Annotated in this window: 14 protein-coding genes and 1 pseudogene; all 15 read left to right on the plus strand. The window is 37.5% G+C overall.

What is annotated here, in order from left to right:
• Window positions 1–97 precede the first annotated feature (97 nt).
• The 15 genes and pseudogenes from CLV31_RS13650 (at window position 98) to CLV31_RS13735 (ending at window position 18,584) form a co-directional block, all read left to right on the plus strand.
• Window positions 98–913 (plus strand): hypothetical protein, encoded by an 816-nt coding sequence (locus CLV31_RS13650; RefSeq protein ID WP_111393463.1) that lies wholly within the window; start codon window positions 98–100, stop codon window positions 911–913.
• A 1,157-nt stretch (window positions 914–2,070) separates the two neighbouring features.
• Window positions 2,071–3,213 carry a hypothetical protein gene (locus CLV31_RS13660; RefSeq protein WP_111393465.1) on the plus strand — a complete coding sequence of 381 codons (1,143 nt, stop codon included), beginning with the start codon at window positions 2,071–2,073 and terminating at the stop codon, window positions 3,211–3,213.
• On the plus strand, window positions 3,197–4,324 hold the full coding sequence (locus CLV31_RS13665) for a glycosyltransferase (protein ID WP_111393466.1): 1,128 nt from the start codon (window positions 3,197–3,199) through the stop codon (window positions 4,322–4,324). Before CLV31_RS13660 ends, CLV31_RS13665 begins: the two co-directional genes overlap by 17 nt.
• 346 nt (window positions 4,325–4,670) lie before the next feature.
• A pseudogene (locus CLV31_RS22275) lies at window positions 4,671–4,832 on the plus strand (DapH/DapD/GlmU-related protein); the annotation flags it as partial.
• Window positions 4,833–4,838: 6 nt separating this feature from the next.
• Complete coding sequence (locus CLV31_RS13675; RefSeq protein ID WP_111393468.1) at window positions 4,839–5,975, plus strand: N-acetyl sugar amidotransferase; 1,137 nt, start codon at window positions 4,839–4,841, stop codon at window positions 5,973–5,975.
• Window positions 5,972–6,586 (plus strand): imidazole glycerol phosphate synthase subunit HisH, encoded by a 615-nt coding sequence (gene hisH / locus CLV31_RS13680; RefSeq protein WP_111393469.1) that lies wholly within the window; start codon window positions 5,972–5,974, stop codon window positions 6,584–6,586. The genes CLV31_RS13675 and hisH overlap by 4 nt, the downstream gene beginning before the upstream one ends.
• A 3-nt stretch (window positions 6,587–6,589) precedes the next feature.
• The gene (locus CLV31_RS13685) at window positions 6,590–7,360 is read left to right on the plus strand and encodes an AglZ/HisF2 family acetamidino modification protein (protein ID WP_111393470.1); all 771 of its coding nucleotides are present in this window, start codon (window positions 6,590–6,592) and stop codon (window positions 7,358–7,360) included.
• A gap of 5 nt (window positions 7,361–7,365) precedes the next feature.
• Window positions 7,366–9,489 carry a bi-domain-containing oxidoreductase gene (locus CLV31_RS13690; RefSeq protein ID WP_111393471.1) on the plus strand — a complete coding sequence of 708 codons (2,124 nt, stop codon included), beginning with the start codon at window positions 7,366–7,368 and terminating at the stop codon, window positions 9,487–9,489.
• A 337-nt stretch (window positions 9,490–9,826) separates the two neighbouring features.
• Window positions 9,827–10,204 carry a GxxExxY protein gene (locus tag CLV31_RS13695; protein WP_111393472.1) on the plus strand — a complete coding sequence of 126 codons (378 nt, stop codon included), beginning with the start codon at window positions 9,827–9,829 and terminating at the stop codon, window positions 10,202–10,204.
• 403 nt (window positions 10,205–10,607) lie between these two features.
• Window positions 10,608–10,913 carry a hypothetical protein gene (locus tag CLV31_RS13700; protein ID WP_111393473.1) on the plus strand — a complete coding sequence of 102 codons (306 nt, stop codon included), beginning with the start codon at window positions 10,608–10,610 and terminating at the stop codon, window positions 10,911–10,913.
• A complete protein-coding gene (locus tag CLV31_RS13705; protein ID WP_111393474.1) occupies window positions 10,910–11,563 on the plus strand; it encodes a hypothetical protein in 654 nt (217 codons plus the stop codon). The genes CLV31_RS13700 and CLV31_RS13705 overlap by 4 nt, the downstream gene beginning before the upstream one ends.
• Window positions 11,564–12,114: 551 nt before the next feature.
• A complete protein-coding gene (locus CLV31_RS13715) occupies window positions 12,115–13,698 on the plus strand; it encodes an alginate lyase family protein (RefSeq protein WP_111393476.1) in 1,584 nt (527 codons plus the stop codon).
• The gene (locus CLV31_RS13720; protein ID WP_111393477.1) at window positions 13,698–14,909 is read left to right on the plus strand and encodes a glycosyltransferase family 4 protein; all 1,212 of its coding nucleotides are present in this window, start codon (window positions 13,698–13,700) and stop codon (window positions 14,907–14,909) included. Before CLV31_RS13715 ends, CLV31_RS13720 begins: the two co-directional genes overlap by 1 nt.
• 206 nt (window positions 14,910–15,115) lie before the next feature.
• Window positions 15,116–16,570, plus strand: a complete 1,455-nt coding sequence (locus CLV31_RS13725) for a capsule assembly Wzi family protein (RefSeq protein WP_245943401.1) — start codon at window positions 15,116–15,118, stop codon at window positions 16,568–16,570.
• An 856-nt stretch (window positions 16,571–17,426) separates the two neighbouring features.
• A complete protein-coding gene (locus CLV31_RS13735) occupies window positions 17,427–18,584 on the plus strand; it encodes a glycosyltransferase family 4 protein (RefSeq protein ID WP_111393480.1) in 1,158 nt (385 codons plus the stop codon).
• Window positions 18,585–18,596 lie beyond the last annotated feature (12 nt).

Raw genomic sequence — 18,596 nt, forward strand, 5'->3', positions numbered from 1 at the left:
ATGACAACACTAATTTAGTTATTCAGCCTAAGGAAAGGAAGCCTAGGCTTCCTTTCCTTAAACCTTTAGTGTTGCATTTATAACTTGAATCTGGGATTTGCAGAAAATAGAAATTGGAAAAGGGTTTTATGAGAAAAAAGTAAGAGGCTTAGCAGTAGGTGATAAATCTTTTACAAGAGGTCAAACGCCTGATTTAGATAACTTAAAATTAGATGTAAGCAAAAAGAAAATTGTGATTTTCAATTCAAGCCCTGATGAGATATATTCATTAGGGGATGAATGGGGATGGAATTTTGAAGGGTTAACATCACAAGCTGATGTTATTTCTTTTCTATGTTCGGAGTTATTAGGGACAGACAATGAATTTCAAATTATCTTAAGATCTCATCCTAATTTGAAAAATTACAAAGGTAAAGAAAAAGAAATATATAAATCGTTAGAAGCGAAATTTACAAATTTTATTTATATCTCTCCTAATTCCAGTGAAAGTAGTTATGCTTTAATGGAGATTGCTGACTATGTAATTTCTTTTGGTTCTACAATTGGAATTGAATCATCTTTTCATAAGAAGAATTCTATTCTAATTGGAAAATCATTCTACTATAATTTGAATGTTGTAAACACTGTAAACTCTTTATCAGAATTAAAGCATTTTTTGTATTCAAAAGAAGTTAATGATTCACAAGTTAACTACTTGAATATTTTGAAATATGGGTTCTATAATTCTAATAAAATATATAATGTTTTTAATTATTTTAAGATACAGCCTGCTCATATGCAATTAGATGGGTTTAATCATTATGGAATTGTGAGAAATGTATCATCGCTTCTGAAATTAAAATTCATTATTTTAAGTATTTTTTTTAAATTGAGGAATCGTATCAGTTTTTTAGTTTCAAGTAAATATTTTTAAATTTATTTAACCAGTGATATCAAAAAATCAAATTATTTTTGTTTTCACATATTTTGCGGGATTTTTATTTAATTTAATTATTAATAGGTATGTGTTCGGTAACTTTGAAAAAGAAGAGTTTTCAATGTATAGTTATTATTTGAATTTATTAAATTTTTTTATACCTATAATTACCTTTAATTTAAAAGATAGTGTATTGAGATTTCGTTCTCATTATAGTAGCAATTATTGGGTTTCGGTTTTTGTTTTATCTGTGTTTTCAATGTTTATCTATTTTTTTATTTTCATAATCTTTAATCCATGGTTTCTTACATTTTTTTTCTTGGGTATTTATAATTTAATTTCATCTTATTTGAGAGCTTCTGACAAGTATTTAGCTTTTAATCTCCAAAGAGTACTTCCTTTCTTTTTTCTTTTTGTTCTGACTATAGTTTTTTCACCTAAAAATCATGAATTTTTATTATTTCTTACAGGCACTAGTTATTTATTATCTGTAATTTTTTCGATAAAGGGTTTTCTGCCTTTTGCTAAGTTTTTTGATTCAATTAGTTTAAATAGAGTGTATATTTTTTCAAAATCTAATTTAAGTTATTCTTTACCAACTGTATTGAGTGTTTCTGCTTTATGGGGTATAAATTCTATGGATCAAATGTTTCTTAAATATTTTTATGATTTTGAATATTTGAGTAATTATATGGCTTCTTTTAGAATTGTGAATATTTATAAAGTTTTGCTTTCTGTTTTTTTAATTATATATCCTACATTTTATTTTAATAATTTCAAGAATATTGATTTGATTAAAAAGAGAAGGTTTCAAATTTCTTTCATATCTTTTTTAATCTTTCTTTTTTGTGTTATTTTTAGTAAGTTTTGCTTTTACTTGTTTGATGCCTTGAATTATTATGACGAATCTTACTATATATTTATTTTTCTTTTGGGTTCTGAATTTTTTAAGTTTTTAATTTCTTTGCGATTAACTGTATTAAGTCAGTTAAAAAGGACTGATTTAGTTTCGTATTATTATCTTATTTTTCTATTAGGTATATGTTTCTTTCATTTTTTTTTAATACCTATTTATGGTGATTTGGGAGCATCAATTATTTCGTTAGGTGTATCATTTATTTTTTTTATAATATCATGTTTTATTTCCAAGAAGTATGAAGTATAAGTTTATAATTCTGTATATTTTACTCGCTTTGATTTTAACTTCTTTTTTTGATTATAATAATCTAGTTAGATTGTCAGTTTATTTTTTTATTTTTTCTTTTTCTTTTGTTAGATTGTCAAAATTGAATTTTAATTCTCTTTCTAAAATAGAATTGTCTATAGTATTACTGCTTATATTGTCGTTTATTGATTTAGTTGTTCATTTGTCTTTTGGATACCAGTTTTTGTTTTTGTTTACTGGATTATTAATGATATGGAGTTATTTTGTTTTTTGGATTTTGTTTCCTGTTGAGAAGTTTGAATTTAATTTATATTTAAATATTATCAATGTTTTTTATTTATTTGTAGCTATTTTAGGGGTTTTACAATTTTTTCTTTCTAAAGATTTGTTTGGATTTATTGTTTCTGAAGAAATTGATAAAATAAAGGATTTGGATTTTATTCTTTTTAGAGCTACGAGTGTTACTGGTAGTCCTCAAGTATATGGATTATGTCTTGTTGTTATATCAATAATTAACTTTCATGTTTTTTTGAATTTTAGAAAATTTATTCACCTAATATTGTTTCTTATTTTTATTTTATCTGCTGTTTTAAGTTTTAATAAGTCTGTGGGTTTTATTTTTTTGTTTTATCTTCTTTATTTTTTACTATTTCGTAGATTAAGATTTTATTCCTTATTTATTTTTTTTATGATATTTACTTTAATATTTATTTATTTTGATGTTTTTTTAGATTTTTTCTTTAGATTTTCTAGTGTTGATAGGCTTGTTGAATCTGAGTCTGGCGGAAGACTTTTTATATATTCAAGAATTTTAAACGAAGTTAATTTAGTGTTTGGAGAAGGTTGGGGTAAGTTTAATAATTCTGTAAGTTTTATGTTTAATGAAACCTATCTTAATCCCGAAAGTTTTATTTTTCAAATATATGGGGAATCTGGAATTTTTGGTTTAATTCCATTTTGTATTTTAATTTATTTACTGTTTCTGTTAACCAATAAATTTTCAAGACCATTGTTTTTGATCTTTATTGTTCAATTGGTTTTCGTTCATGCTGTTTTAAGTCCTTTTATCTTTCCATTAGTATTCCTTGTGAATCCTAAACTTTATAGTAAATATAATGAAGATTCTTATTAATCTTGCCACTTTAAAGAATGGTGGAGGTCAAAATGTAGGATTGAATTTCGTAAAATGTTTAATAATAGAACATTATGATCTGTCCGAGTTTTTATTTGTTGTTTCTTCCGGCTCTCTCATTGAGGAGGAGTTAAGTAAATGTAGATATATTGATATCATATCTGTTTCTAAAAATCCTTTAAAGCGAATGGCTTTTGAGTTATTTCGAGGAAAGAAAATTATAAAAAAGTATAATATTGATATTATTTATACTTTGTTTGGTCTTGGTTTGTATCCTAAATGTTGTCTTCAAGTCTCTGGGTCGGCAGACTCTAACATATTTTTCCCTGACATTAATTTTTGGGAAGGATACACTGGGTTTTCTAGGATTAAAAAAATTATTGTTGATAAGTATAGGATATATGCCTTGAGAAGAGCGCATTCTATAATTTTTGAAAATGAATTGATACTTGAAAAAGCAATAGAACTTTTTCAACTTGAAAATGTATTTTTTAGTAAACCGTCAATAAATCCAGATTTTCCCTGCGATCCTTTGGAATTTCCTTTTATTAGTTCAGAATTTAAAATTGGCTTATTTTTTTGTAGTTGGCAAAAGAATAAAAATTATATGTTAATTCCAGAAATACTACATGAGTTTAAAAATAGAGGTATTAAATTTCATATTGTAATAACTGCTCCAAAATCAGATCTAAAATCATATAATGAGTTTATACTTAAAATCAATAGTTTTAACGTAAGTGATTTGGTAACTGTATTAGGTCCTGTAAAAAAAACTCAAATTAAGGCTCTCTACGAAAAAGCTGATTATGTTTTTTTATTAAGTAAGTTAGAAAGTTTTAGTAATAATATCATTGAGTCTTGGTTCTTCAAAAAAGTATTAGTTATATCTGATGAAAAATGGGCTAATGCCATTTGTAAAGAGGGAGCCCTTTATGTTGATAGGGACAATCCACTCGATATTGTCGAAAAGATTCAATCTTTAGAAAGATCAAGTAAGCAAAAATCTTCTATTATTGCTAAAGGAAATCAAATCTTGAAGACCTATCCTTCGATTAAGGAGAAAGTAGAATTAGAATTGAAATACATAAGGTCTTTACATGAATTCAATTAAATCTTTTTTTGTAATTTCTTACGAATTGGTTATGAATATGCTTTTTGCATTGCCTAGGTATAGATTTTTTATCTTTTTCAAAAAACTCTTACTTCTTATTATGGGGGCCAAAGTAGGTAAAGGTGTAGTAATCTATCCTGGAGTTTGGATTACTCCTGGACGTAATTTAATTATAGAAGATCATGTAGATTTAGCCAAAGATGTTCTAATTACCACTTCAGGAGGTGTTGAAATTGGAAAGAGAACTTTGATTGGTTATCGAACTCAAATTTTATCTTCAGATCATACAATTCCACCTAGAGGAATGCCATTCCCAATTTCTGGAGATAATCATAAAAAAATCAAAATAGGAAAAGACGTTTGGATAGGTGGTAATTGTCTAATTACAGCTGGAGTGACTATTGGTGATGGAGCTGTTGTGGCTGGAGGCAGTGTTGTGACTAAGGATGTTCCAGAGTATGCAATTGTGGGTGGAGTACCCGCAAAATTAATCAGAATGAGAGAATAAGTAAATATGATCAGAGAATTTATACTATGTACAAATTGTGTCATGGACACAACTGATTCAAATATTGTGTTTGATTCAGCCGGTGTTTGTGATCATTGCAATACTTTCTACACAAAGATTGAACCTTTTTGGCATACCGATGAAAGAGGAAAGGCTAAACTGGAAGAATTGGTAAAAAAGATTAAGGATGAAGGAAAAGGGAAAGACTTTGATTGTTTGATGGGAATGAGTGGCGGGATAGATAGCTCCTATCTTCTTCATGTGATGACAAAAGAGTTTGGACTTAGACCTTTGGTCTTCCATGTAGATGCCGGTTGGAATTCTCAGGTAGCAGTCAATAACATCGAGCGCTTGGTAGATGGCTTAGGGCTTGACCTTTATACTGAAGTCATCAATTGGGAAGAGATGAAGGAACTTCAGCTGGCATTCTTCAAATCAGGCGTTCCACATATCGATGTCCCCCAAGACCATGCTTTTTTTGCTACTATGTACAAATTTGCTTCCAAGCATAAGATTAAATATATCTTGACAGGGGGTAATTATTCCACGGAATGTGTACGTAATCCCTTAGAATGGATGTATTACCAATCGGACTCGATCCAATTGAGAGACATTTTTAAGAAGCATGGAAAAGGAAAGCTTGAAAGTTATCCTGTAACCAATATTCTTTGGCATAAGGTGTATCTCCCATATTTCAAGGAAATAAAACTGTTTAGACCCTTAGATTTTGTCCCTTATCAAAAAGAGCTGGCCATGCAATTTTTGGTTGATACCTATGGCTATCAGAAATACCCTCAAAAACATTTTGAGTCTCGTTTTACCCGATTTTATGAAGGTTTTTGGTTGCCACAGCGTTTTGGATATGACACTCGAAAAGTACAATATTCTAGTTTAATCTTAACTGGTCAAATGACCCGTGAAGAGGCTTTGGAAAAGTTAAAAATCCCAGCCTATACAGATGATCAAGTGAAGGAGGATTTTGAATTTATCTCCAATAAACTGGGGATTACAACCGACGAGCTTTGGTCTTACTTCCATGCTCCCAAGAAAACGTATAAAGACTATAAATCGCAAGAGAGTATTTACAATTTAGGCGCATCTGTGATGAGATTTTTAGGTCTGGAAAAGGGAGGGAAACGATGATAGGAATTGTCAACTATGGTTCGGGTAATATTCAGGCCATTGCCAACATTTACAATCGGCAAAACATTCCTTTTGAAGTAATTGAGAATCCCAATGATCTTAATAAAGCGGATAAATTGATTTTGCCGGGAGTAGGTGCATTTGATGCAACTATGAGTCAATTGGAAACTTCAGGTTTGAAAGCGGCTTTAGATGATGAGGTTTTGGTTAAAAGAAAGCCCGTTATGGGAGTTTGTGTGGGAATGCAAATCCTTGCAGAATCGAGTGAAGAAGGAAACTTGCCAGGATTGGGTTGGATAAAAGGGAAAGTCAAGAAGTTTGATATTTCCAAATTAAATGAGAAACCTTACCTGCCTCATATGGGCTGGAATACAGTTGAGTCAACTGTTGATCACCCGCTTTTTCATCAGTTGGATCATGAATTAGGATTCTATTTTGTTCACTCTTACTATTTCGAACCTTCCCAAGACTCGGATATTTTAGGCACATCACATTACGGGGAAATTTTTGCATCTGCGGTTTTTCATGATCATATTTTCGGGATGCAATTCCACCCTGAAAAAAGCCATTCCAATGGTGTTCAGTTGCTATCCAACTTTGCCAAACTCTAACTAATGCTTCGAGCTAGAATAATCCCCTGCCTTTTAGTGCATAAAAAAGGTTTGGTCAAAACAGTCAATTTTAAAGATCCGAAGTACGTGGGTGATCCCATAAACGCGGTTAAAATCTTTAATGAAAAAGAGGTTGATGAATTGATGGTTTTGGACATCGACGCTACCGTTGAAAACCGAGGACCAAATTTTGAAATGATTAAAAATCTAGCGCAGGAATGCCGGATGCCATTTTGTTATGGAGGTGGTGTGACCACGGTTGAACAGGCAAAAAGAATTATTGAACTCGGAGCGGAAAAGGTTGCACTTAGTTCGTCAGCAATAAAGAATCCTCAGCTCCTCAGAGAAATTGGCAAAGCAGTCGGAATCCAAAGCGTGGTGGTGGTACTGGATGTGAAAAAGAAAGGACTTCTTTCCGGTGGCGGATACGATGTGTATATCAAAAATGGGAAAGAAAAGGCTGGTATCAAGTTGAAAGAATTTATTCAGCAATTGAACGAGATTGGAGTTGGTGAATTGGTAATCAATTCCATAGATAAAGATGGGACAATGAGTGGTTATGACCTTTCATTGATTTCCACTGTCAGAGATCTTACAGATTTCCCAATGACTGTATTGGGAGGGGCTGGAAGCTTAGAAGATGTGAAATCCATCATTTCGAATTATAAAATTATTGGTGTAGCAGCTGGAAGTCTTTTTGTTTTCAAAGGAAAGTACCGCGCTGTGCTGATCAATTATCCCAATAGAGAAGAAAAGTTTAGACTTTTTAAATAACAAACATGAAGCAGATCATTCAAGACCTTAAAAACGGAGATACCATTTTAGAAGAAGTACCAGCACCTTTGGTTAAGCCCGGTCAGGTATTGATTCAAACCACCCGTTCTTTAGTATCTCTGGGTACCGAACGAATGTTGGTGGAATTTGGTAAAGCTAATTTTTTGCAAAAAGCCCGTCAGCAGCCCGATAAGGTCAAAGAAGTCATTAATAAGGTGAAGACGGACGGCCTACAACCGACCATTAATGCTGTTTTCAATAAATTGGGTCAACCACTACCGCTAGGCTATTGCAATGTTGGAAAAGTCATAGCCGTAGGAAAGGGAGTAGAAGACTTTTCAGCAGGTGATCGTGTTGCTTCTAATGGGTATCATGCTGAATACGTTTCTGTCCCCAAAAATCTAGTTGCGAAAATTCCGGATGGCGTTACTGATGAAGAGGCTGCCTTTACGGTTATAGGGGCTATAGGTCTTCAAGGTATACGTTTAGCAAACCCTACCTTTGGTGAGACAGTAGTTGTAGTTGGCTTGGGCTTGATTGGTTTGATTACTGCCCAGTTGCTGAAGGCCAATGGATGTCAGGTGATCGGTTTTGACTATGATTCCGCTAAGGTTGCTTTAGCTTCTTCCTTTGGAATTACTGCGGTGAATCCGGGAGAGGGAATTGATCAAGTGGCTTTTGTGAAAAGTTTTACCCAAGGGGTGGGGGCGGATGCTGTTATTATCACGGCCTCCAATAAGAGCAATGAGATTATTTCCCAATCAGCCAAGATGTCCAGAAAGAAAGGACGGATTATCTTGGTTGGGGTAATAGGATTGGACATTTCCCGTGCAGACTTTTTTGAAAAGGAGTTGACTTTCCAGGTTTCTTGTTCCTACGGTCCTGGTCGCTACGATGAATCTTACGAGCAAAAAGGGCAGGATTATCCGCTACCTTATGTCCGTTGGACAGAAAAACGAAACTTCGAAGCCATTCTTCAAGCGCTTGCTTCCAAATCTATTCAGGTGGAACCATTGATTACCGAACGGGTTCCATTAGATCAATATCAGCAGATCTACGGGGATATGAGCGGAAGCAAGTCTATCGCGAGTATTCTGGTTTATCCAGAGAAATCAGGAGAACCTCAGCGTTCAGTTTCTATAGCTTCCAATGGCTTTCAAGCCGGAAAAGGGACAGTGGGAATCATCGGTGCTGGAAATTTCACTTCGGCCATGATTCTTCCCTGTCTGAAAAAGACTCCTGCCAAACTCAAATTTATCTCAAGTTCTGCTGGTCTATCCGGAACCACCTTGGCCAAGAAATTTGGAGTTGCTCAATCCACCACAGATAACGATCTTATTTTAAAGGATTCGGAAGTGGATCTCGTCATGGTGACGACTCGTCATAATGCACACGCTCGAATGGTGATTGATGCCCTCAAGGCTGGAAAGCATGTGTTTGTAGAGAAGCCTTTGGCATTGAATCAAGAAGAACTCGATGCAGTGGTGGAAGCCTATGTTGAATCTGGAAAAACGGTTTCAGTAGGTTTCAATAGGCGTTTCGCACCTTTGGCCATTCAAATGAAAAAGGCCTTGGGCTCCGGGAATACGCCCATGAATATTATAGCCACCATGAATGCGGGTATGATTCCTGCCAATGTATGGGTGCACGACATGGAAGTAGGAGGGGGCAGGATCATCGGTGAGGCTTGCCACTTTATCGATTTGATCAGCTATTTAGCTGGTTCCAAAGTCAAGTCAGTATGTATGTCTTCGATGGGAATCAATCCTGAGGAAAATACCGACAATGCCACTATCCTTCTGAAATACGAGAATGGAACCAACGGAGTGATCAATTACTTTGCAAACGGATCAAAGGCTTATTCCAAGGAGAGAGTAGAAGTGTATCATCAAGAGCGTACCTTGATCATGGATAACTGGAGAAAATTGAAAGGTTTTGGATTTAAGAATTTTAGTTCAGCTTCTTTTAATCAGGATAAAGGACATCAAAACCAGTTTAATCTATTGATTGATTCCATTCAGAAAGGTGGGAATGCGATTATTCCGATGGATGATTTGGTGAATACGACCAAGGCTAGCTTTGCGGCAATTGAGAGTCTCAAAACCGGTGCTTGGGTGAGTGTAGATTAATTGTTTCACGCAGAGATTGCAGAGAAAAAAGTTTCACGCGGCGAGCGCGGCGATTTGCGCTGCGCCCGCTGCGTGAAAAGTAAAAAGTAGCGCTCGCAGCGATAAAAAAAGAGTTCACGCGGCGCTCCCCGAGATTAACGCTGCGTGCGCTGCGAGAAACACAAAAAAATCACGCCGCGAGCGCTGCGATTTGCGCTGCGACCGCTGCGTGAATTAAAAACTCTCCGCGTTTCCTGCGATTTCCTTTGCGCTCGCCGCGTGAAAAGAAAAACCTTGCGCCGGCTGCGTGAAAAAAAAATCTTTGCGATCGCTGCGTGAAACACATATTTTTATTTTTATGACTGAGAATGAGATCGCTACCATCATTTTAGACAAATCTTTTGAGATTCATCGTACGCTTGGACCTGGACTTTTGGAATCAGTATATGAACAAGCACTCGAATACGAATTACGACAAGCAGGTTTGATGGTGGATGCTCAGCTGCCAGTACCCTTGGTTTACAAAGAAATCAAGTTTGAAGCTGGATTTAGGCTTGATCTCTTAGTGGAAAACAAAGTCATCGTCGAAGTCAAAGCAATCGAAACACTCGCTCCAGTCCACTTTGCCCAGACCCTTACCTACCTGAAGCTCTCCGGCCACAAACTCGGACTGCTCCTAAATTTCAACACCAAATTGCTCAAAGACGGGATTCATCGTCTTGCAAACAATCTTTAACTAGTTCACGCAGGAATAGGGTTCACGCAGAGAACGCGGTGATTAACGCGGTGCTCGCAACGAAAAATAAAATGGTTAACGTTGCGCCCGTTGCGAATTACCGCTGTGCCCGCTGCGAGAAAGAAAAAACATTTTGGTCGTTGTAAGAAATTAGTTCACGCCGAGAACGCGGCGATTAACGCGGAGCTCGCAACGAAAAATTAAAAAGTTTTACGTGGCGCACGCTGCGATTATCGCTGCGACCGCTGCGTGAAAAAAAATCAAACTGAGCCCGCTGCGATAAAACTCTGCGTTAGCTGCGTGAAACCGTTGCGTTCGTTGCGTGAGCTAGTTAAAATACTAACATTTGTCATTGATTTTCCGTCAGATAGTTTCTAGTTTCCATTTTTAAATATCCTTACTTATGCAAGATCCTGACCTAACAAAAGCTCAAAACCAAGCAGCAGCCTTAAACCAGCTCATTAATCTTGCTTTGGAATCTGAATCTATTCCCAAAATTTATTGTAATGGCTTTACCAATGCAGTCGGAAATTCGGATGTGATGCTAGTGCTTCAGCAGAATGGAAAGCCTGCAGGTGTGGTCAATATGTCATTTACGATTGCTAAGACACTAAGCCAATCTCTGAAAGAAATCATCGACTCGATTGAACAAAAATCTAATCAGTCCATTATGACCACTTATGAAGTAGAAAAATTCCTTAAACCATGATCTCAAAAGGAACAGTCTTGTATTCAGGTTACCAAGCGGAAAAGGAAAAGCTAGCTGGAAACCTCATGGATATCCTACAGAAAATCAAGTCCTTTAGCACATTAGGAAAGGGATGGCATTATGGAGAGGGACAGGGGCCAAGTCTTGCAACCCTTGGGTTAGCTGAGAGGATTGCCAAGCGACTTCATCTGGAGCTATTTTGTAAAATAGATGCATTCCCGGGTATCTGGGGAGAAATTCAAGTCACAGCCTATCTTCAAGAGTATTTTATTGAAATTAATATCTTGTCAGATGGCTCCATTGAATTTTTAGTAGAAGATCAAAACCAAAATATAGTTTTAGAATTAGAAGGATTAAATTTTGATGGACTAGTAACTAAAATCAAGTTTTTTAAGGGTCAATATCTATGGAAATCATTCGTGTACTTTCCCCAAACCATTTCGATAAAAACCTATCCAGATTCTCCAGTCTTGCCTTCAGGAATTCTTCTGGTCCAAGAGGAGGAATCTCCGTATTTGACCGAGATTGCGCACAGCGAAACTCAGGCAGCCCATGTAGCCATATTGACTCCCATTACCAAAAGATCAGCTATCAACCCCCGATATTTTGGAAATTCAGTTCAGACCAACTACCAAATCATCCCAAGCTAGAATTGGATGATTCCAATGGGGATCCTTGCCATTATAATATTTTTGATTTGACCGATAAAGAGGCGAAACGATTTTTTCAAGGTGAAGGTAATGGGGAGTATTTCATTTGTAAGGAAACTACGGAAGTAACAGTCAGCAAAGAATCCTTAAAGGAATTAATCTTGAAAGGCTTTTTCGATTAAAGGGTTCACGCAGTGCTCGCAAAGATTTACGCGGCGTTCGCGGCGAGAAATTGGTTCACGCTGCGTTTGCTGCGACTTCCGTTGCGCCCGCTGCGAGAAATCCAAAGCCGTTGCGTCCGCTGCGTGAAATTATAAACCACTGCTCCCGCTGCGTGAAAACTCTGCGCTCGCTGCGAATAACAGCTGCTTCCGTCGCGTGAAAATGGTTAACGAAAAGATCGCTTCAAATAACGCGGCGTCCGCTGCGAGAAATAAAAAGCCACTGCATCCGCTGCGAGAAAACTCTGCGTTCGCCGCGTGAAATAAAAATTACACCTCGTCCGCTGCGTGAAATAAAAAACACTGCGCTCGCTGCGAGAAATCCAATCCATGCTCTCCAAGCTTAATACACTTTTTCACACCCTGATTCACCTCAAGCCCATTCAAGCCGTTTATCAGGTGAAAAACAGGCTAATCAAAGTTAGCCCACTTTCAGCCTTTCAGTTACCAATCCCCCAAACTCAAAAACTTGATTTTTTTAAGGCTCCAGCAATCACCAGGTTTTTAAAGGTAAAACCCGATCAATTCCATTTTGAGTTTTTAAACCTTTCTCAAACCTATTCGAAGTCCTCCATAGACTGGAACGACCAAACTCACGGCAAACTCTGGAATTACAACCTTCAATATCTCGACTTTTTGAAACAGGAAGATGTTCCCATAGAAATCAAAATTGATATTCTAAGAGATATTTATTCTTGGCTTTTGGCTGGGAAACTCCCACTCGAGCCCTATCCAGCCTCCCTTCGAATCATGAATCTGATTCGTTTTTTTTCCACTCATTCCATGGATCAAGCCACAAAAGATGAATTGACCAGATTCCTTTTTGCGGAGGTAAATTACCTATCTAAAAACCTGGAATTTCACTTGCTTGCTAATCACTTGCTCGAAAATGCCTTCGCTTTTTGGATGGGAGCCTTGTTTTTCAATCAGCCGGATTGGACCGCAAAGGCATCCAAGCTTTTAAAATCTCAATTGGAAGAACAGATTTTAGCCGATGGAGCCCATTACGAGCTTACGCCCATGTATCATCAGATTATTCTGTTTAGAGTCATGGAGGCTTACTATCTAACCCCCAATCAATATGTTCTGAAATTTATCTTGAAAGAAAAGGCTGAATTAATGATGGGTTGGCTTAATCTAATGACTTTTCCCAATGGTCAACTTCCACATTTTAACGATACCACAGAAGGGATTGCCTATGGTTCTGCATTTCTCCAAGAAACCGGGAGATCTTTAGATCTTCTTCCAAATTTCAAATCGCTTTCTGAATCCGGATACAGAAAATTGGAATTCGAAGATCTTTGTTTAATCTCAGATGTAGAAGGGATCAAACCCAGTTATCAGCCTGGTCATGCTCATGCAGACACCTTTTCATTTGTCCTTCACAAGGGAGAAGTTCCAGTAATTGTTGATCCGGGAATTTCCACTTATACCATAGGCTCTCGAAGAGCTTGGGAGAGAGGGACCGCATCTCACAATACTATTACGATTGATCAGAAAAACTCTTCACATGTTTGGGCCGGTTTCAGAGTGGCCAAGCGGACAAAAGTTAACCTTAAGTCGGACAATTCTATCCATGTCCTTGCGTCTCAGGATGGCTTTGGGGGCCAACTTCATCAACGCGAATTCAAAGTCCTCGGCCGAGGGCTTGAAATAAAAGATGAAATTTTAAACTACAATAATAATTCCATACTGGAAGCGAGGTTGTTTTTTCATCCAGCTATCACACCCAAATTTATTTCGTCTGCGCGAATTCAACTCTTGGATAGCTTGATTTTGGAATTGTTTGGGGCAGAGCAAATCCAATTGATTCCTTATGAATTTGCTTTGGGCTTCAACAAGCTAAAGTCAGCTCAGTGCCTGCTTATTTCTTTAGAAAGTAATTCACTCACAACCCGGTTTATACCAAGATAATGAGAATTCTTTTTATTACTGATAATTTCCCTCCTGAGATTAATGCACCGGCAAACCGCACTTTTGAACATTGTAAAGAGTGGGTAAAACTGGGTGCTGAAGTGACTGTTATTACCTGTTTTCCCAATTTTCCAAAAGGTGAAATTTTTCCGGGCTACCAAAACAAGTGGCGTAAAGTAGAAGTAATTGATGGGATTCGGGTGATTCGAGTTTGGTCATACATTACCGCAAATGAAGGAACGGTCAAAAGAATATTGGATTACATAAGTTTTGGTGTGACCTCATTTCTAAATGGTCTTTTTGTAAAAACTGATTTGATTATTGGTACATCCCCTCAGTTTTTCAGCGCAATGTCGGCCTGGCAGATTGGTATTTTCCGAAGTAAACCTTGGGTAATGGAAGTGAGAGATCTTTGGCCGGAGTCCATAGTTGCAGTAGGAGCAATGAAGAATAAAAAACTGATTAAATTTTTGGAATGGATAGAAATGATGATGTACCGATCTGCAGATCAAATAATTGTTGTTACGGAAACTTTCTTGAAGAAAATTGAGAATAAAGGAATAAATCCCTATAAAATTTTTGTATTCAAAAACGGTGTTGATCTGACAAAATACTTTCCTGGACCAAAACCTAAATTGATCGAGGAAAAATTAGGTCTTAAAAATAAAATGATTTTTGGGTACATAGGAACCCATGGGATGGCACATGGTTTGGATTTTATTTTGGATCAAGCTCGAAAATTTAATATGACCCATAAGGACATTCATTTTTTGTTTATAGGGGATGGTGCAAAAAAGGATAGCCTTATTGAGCAGGCTAACCGAGATAAACTCAAGAACGTGACCTTTTTGGATTCTGTGGGAAAAGAAGAGGTCTTGGATTATTTGCAATTAATGGACGTAGCCTTGGTCAATCTCATTAAATCTCCGACTTTTTTAGATGTAATTCCATCGAAAATTTTTGAGGCAGCCGCTGTTCAAAAACCAATTTTGCTTGGTTTAGAAGGCGAGACGAAGGAGATCATTGAAAAATATGGCGCCGGACTTTGCTTCGAGCCTGAAAATTCAACAGACTTTATAAGGAAAGTTTTGCAGTTTTATGATTCAAAGAATAATCTGGAAAATTATAAGTTAGGTTGTAAAAAATTAGCCTATGATTTCGAGAGGAAGAGAATTGCAAAAAACATGTTGGAGATTTTGACTGATTTTTGATGAGAGGAATATTTTTATTGGTTTTTGTAGGAATTAATTTGAACCTTTCAGCGCAGGTAATACCGACTGGTTTTCCTATTTGGGAAGAGGTAATTCGCAGAAATCAGATATTAAACGAGGATTCCGCTTCAATTTCCTCCTTTTTACTCAGGCCCGGATTAATAATCACTAAGGATTACGGTTTTGGTCAAGAAATTTCTACGCCTGTGGAATCACTTGAGCTTGGCTTACTTCCCCTAGTGACAACGGCCCGAGTCACTTCCAAGCGTCCGTATGGTTGGGGTGATTATGGGATGATTCCCAATCCCGGACTGCAAACCTATTTTTCAGGAGGAATACAGGCGAAATATAAATTCATCAATTTCACCTTTCGACCCGAATTAGTCATCGCCCAGAATAAAGGGTTTGAAACTGATCTGGAAAACATGCGACTCAATGATATCCGTAGCCGCTTTTTTCTATGGAATTTTGGGGATTTCCCCGAAAGGTATGGTGAGTCTTGGGTTATGTATCCTTGGTGGGGGCAATCCAAACTTACCTTTCAATATGGTTCCTTTGAAATAGGAGGAAGTACTCAAAATATTTGGTGGGGTCCTGGTCAGTGGAATGCGCTTACCTTTTCCAATAATGCCCAAGGATTCCCTCATCTAACCTTGAATACGACCAAGCCAGCCAAAACTTTTTTGGGAAATTTTGAAACCCAATTGATTGTAGGAAGACTTGAAAATTCAGGTGTTCCTCCTTCTCAGGTTTCTGATTTGAATGATCGCTTTTTCAGGCCGTTTACCGGGGATTGGCGATATCTAAATGCCATCACCTTGAGTTGGAATCCCAAATGGATAAAGGGGTTTTATTTTGGCTTTTCCAGAACTTTCCAGCAATATAATACCAATAGGGGTAGGGAGTTTTCAGACTGGTTTCCCATTTTTGATCCCTTTCAGAAAGAGCGGTTCTTTTCAGATGGCAATTCTGTCGAATTTGATGCAAATGGAAGAGATCAAACTGTTACCATTTTTGGAAGATTAGTGTTGCCTCAAACCAAATCCGAAGTTTATTTTGAATATGGCAGGAGAGATCATGCTTTTAACTGGAAGGATTTTGTTTTAAATCCCGAACATGCAAGAGCCTTCCTATTTGGGTACAAACAGCTGTTTGAACTGCCAAATGGGAATCAATTGATCCAAATCAGATCAGAAATCACCCATCAACAAGAATCAGTTAATCGGTATATCCGAAATAACGGTATCGAAGGTGGATTGTCATGGCACACCCACACGAGGGCCCGTGGATTCGTGAATTATGGACAGCCTTTAGGCGTGGGCATAGGCACTGGCTCAAATGTACAAACCGTGGAGGTTTCCTTGGTGGAAGGAGTAAATAAAATGGGACTTCTTTTTGAGCGATTGGCCAATAACCAGGATTTTTACTATAAGGCACTATTTCAGTTTACCGAACGTCGGCCTTGGATTGACTATTCTCTTGGCTTCCTCTACGACAAGCAGTTCAATAACCTGCTCCTTAGCTCCAAGCTTCAGTTGATTCATGCCCGCAATTACCAGTGGCAGCTGCATCCATCGAGCACCCCGGAGTTTCCCAGAGGGCAGAACCTGACCAGTGTGATGGCCCAGGTGAGTGCGATTTACTTTTGGAAGAAGAAGTGACCGTCATTGCGAGGTGACGTCATTGCGAGGGTAGGGTAGTGACAATCGGTTAGGTACTTCTATGGCCTACCCGAAGCAATTTTGACTGATAAAAGCCTAAGATCGCTTCGTCGCAGTTAGCTTCTTTAATAAATTTTAAGCGTCATTTTGCTTCTCGCGATGACGTGATTTCTCCTCGCGACGACGCTTTTCGTCATTGCGAAGGAAGAGCAGATTCAAAATAATTTCTATGAGAAGCCTACCTTCCCGAAGCAATCTCATCCAGTTGCCAGGATCGCTTCGTCGCAGTTAGCTTCTTTAATAAATTTTAAGCGTCATTTTGCTTCTCGCGATGACGTGATTTCTCCTCGCGACGACGCTTTTCGTCATTGCGAGGGAAGAGCAGGATCAAAATAATTTCTAGGAGTGCCTACCTTCCTGAAGCTCGTGCATAGTCATCTTCCCTGAAAATTGATCCTTGCGTTTGGGATTTGATACCTGACTTCCCTTATTTACCTCATACTCCCCACCTCCAAAATTCCCATACGCCCAAGTCGCAGACTTAGAGATTCTCTTCGGAATTTGTAGGCATTACTACTAAAAAAAATCCAGACTTTGGGATTTTTTTCGACGCTTTGGGTAGCGTTTCCCCGGATTCCCACGTTAACTTTGTAGGAATAGAAAAAAAACAAAAAAATCTTCAAATACTCTAAATTGTAATTCGGCAATACAAATTTTAAATTGATGGGGAATTAGGATTATTTTAAAACTTTTCAATTGCCATCCCTTGAAATTAATTTCTTGCTAAAAATTAGGCATAATAATTGTAAAAACTTAAATTCGAAAACCATTCTTATTCTTTGATAACTACCACATTATGAATTTTCTTTTAGCTACGCTTACCTCTTTTTCGGTAGGATTTTTACTGACTCCGATTGTCATTTCTGTGTTGCGGAAGGCCAAAATCGGAGACACGCCCGGAGGGCGAAAAATCCACAAAAAATTTACCCCCTCCATGGGTGGAATTGCATTTATGCTCGCTACCTATGTGGCTTTGGCCATTTGGGGCTGGCAGTATCCCTTACCGGATATCCGATACCTCTTGGGCGCCATTGCTCTGATGTTTTTCGTCGGTTTCCGCGATGATATGGTCGAACTTAATCCCAAACACAAAATCTTAGGCCAATTGATTTCCGTGGTTTTGGTAGTAGTGGTGAGTGATATCAGGATTAAAGAATTTCACGGATTTTTGGGAATTGAAGAACTGCCCTTGGTGGTGAGTTATGTCTTCAGCTCATTTGTACTTTTGGCACTGACCAATGCCTTTAATCTGGTGGATGGTTTGGATGGCTTGGCAGGGACGATCGCCATCATTTCCCTTTCCTTGTTGAGCGCATGGTTTTACGTACAGGGGCTGGAAAGCTATGCCTTGTTGAGTTTTACACTTTTGGGAGGGATATTATCCTTTATGGTATTCAATTGGCATCCTGCCAAAATTTTCATGGGTGATACCGGTTCTTTGGCTTTGGGCTTTTCCATTGGCAGTTTGATCTTGGCCTTTATGGAATACAATTCGGCACTTCCCGCAGGAGCGCTTTTAAAAATTGAACCCTCTTTCACCATGGGTATTGTCTTGCTGATCTATCCTTTATATGATATGGCAAGGGTATTTACCCGCAGGATATCCAAAGGGAAGCACCCGATGAGTGCAGACAAAAGCCATGTGCATCATTTCTTGTTGAGATCCGGATTGAAGCACAATCAAGTCGCTTTGCTTTTAGGGCTGATTCAGGTGGTTCTCATAGGCTTGGTTCTTGGAATGGGAAATTATTCAGACAATATTGTATTGCCGCTATTATCAGCGATCGTCCTCTTGATGGGTTCCCGCTTGGATAAAATCACCGTAAAATCCCTCAAAAAGAGAATACACCGGGAACCAAGAGTGTTGGATTTGAGACCTCTTAAAACAACCCAGCGTGTAAAAATAAAGGTTGAGGATCAGATGGTTAATTCGGCAAAAATGAACCTTAATTAAAACTTTTAGGGG

This window comes from Algoriphagus aquaeductus (genome assembly GCF_003253485.1).
In the GTDB taxonomy this organism is placed as follows: domain Bacteria; phylum Bacteroidota; class Bacteroidia; order Cytophagales; family Cyclobacteriaceae; genus Algoriphagus; species Algoriphagus aquaeductus.

What these genes read in the sequence shown, in the direction of transcription:
- CLV31_RS13720 (WP_111393477.1), top strand. Translation starts at nt 13,698, where the DNA reads ATGAGAATTCTTTTTATTACTGATAATTTCCCTCCTGAGATTAATGCA.
- CLV31_RS13705 (WP_111393474.1), top strand. Translation starts at nt 10,910, where the DNA reads ATGATCTCAAAAGGAACAGTCTTGTATTCAGGTTACCAAGCGGAAAAG.
- CLV31_RS13660 (WP_111393465.1), top strand. Translation starts at nt 2,071, where the DNA reads ATGAAGTATAAGTTTATAATTCTGTATATTTTACTCGCTTTGATTTTA.
- CLV31_RS13685 (WP_111393470.1), top strand. Translation starts at nt 6,590, where the DNA reads ATGCTTCGAGCTAGAATAATCCCCTGCCTTTTAGTGCATAAAAAAGGT.
- CLV31_RS13715 (WP_111393476.1), top strand. Translation starts at nt 12,115, where the DNA reads ATGCTCTCCAAGCTTAATACACTTTTTCACACCCTGATTCACCTCAAG.
- CLV31_RS13735 (WP_111393480.1), top strand. Translation starts at nt 17,427, where the DNA reads ATGAATTTTCTTTTAGCTACGCTTACCTCTTTTTCGGTAGGATTTTTA.
- hisH (WP_111393469.1), top strand. Translation starts at nt 5,972, where the DNA reads ATGATAGGAATTGTCAACTATGGTTCGGGTAATATTCAGGCCATTGCC.
- CLV31_RS13675 (WP_111393468.1), top strand. Translation starts at nt 4,839, where the DNA reads ATGATCAGAGAATTTATACTATGTACAAATTGTGTCATGGACACAACT.
- CLV31_RS13700 (WP_111393473.1), top strand. Translation starts at nt 10,608, where the DNA reads ATGCAAGATCCTGACCTAACAAAAGCTCAAAACCAAGCAGCAGCCTTA.
- CLV31_RS13665 (WP_111393466.1), top strand. Translation starts at nt 3,197, where the DNA reads ATGAAGATTCTTATTAATCTTGCCACTTTAAAGAATGGTGGAGGTCAA.
- CLV31_RS13695 (WP_111393472.1), top strand. Translation starts at nt 9,827, where the DNA reads ATGACTGAGAATGAGATCGCTACCATCATTTTAGACAAATCTTTTGAG.
- CLV31_RS13690 (WP_111393471.1), top strand. Translation starts at nt 7,366, where the DNA reads ATGAAGCAGATCATTCAAGACCTTAAAAACGGAGATACCATTTTAGAA.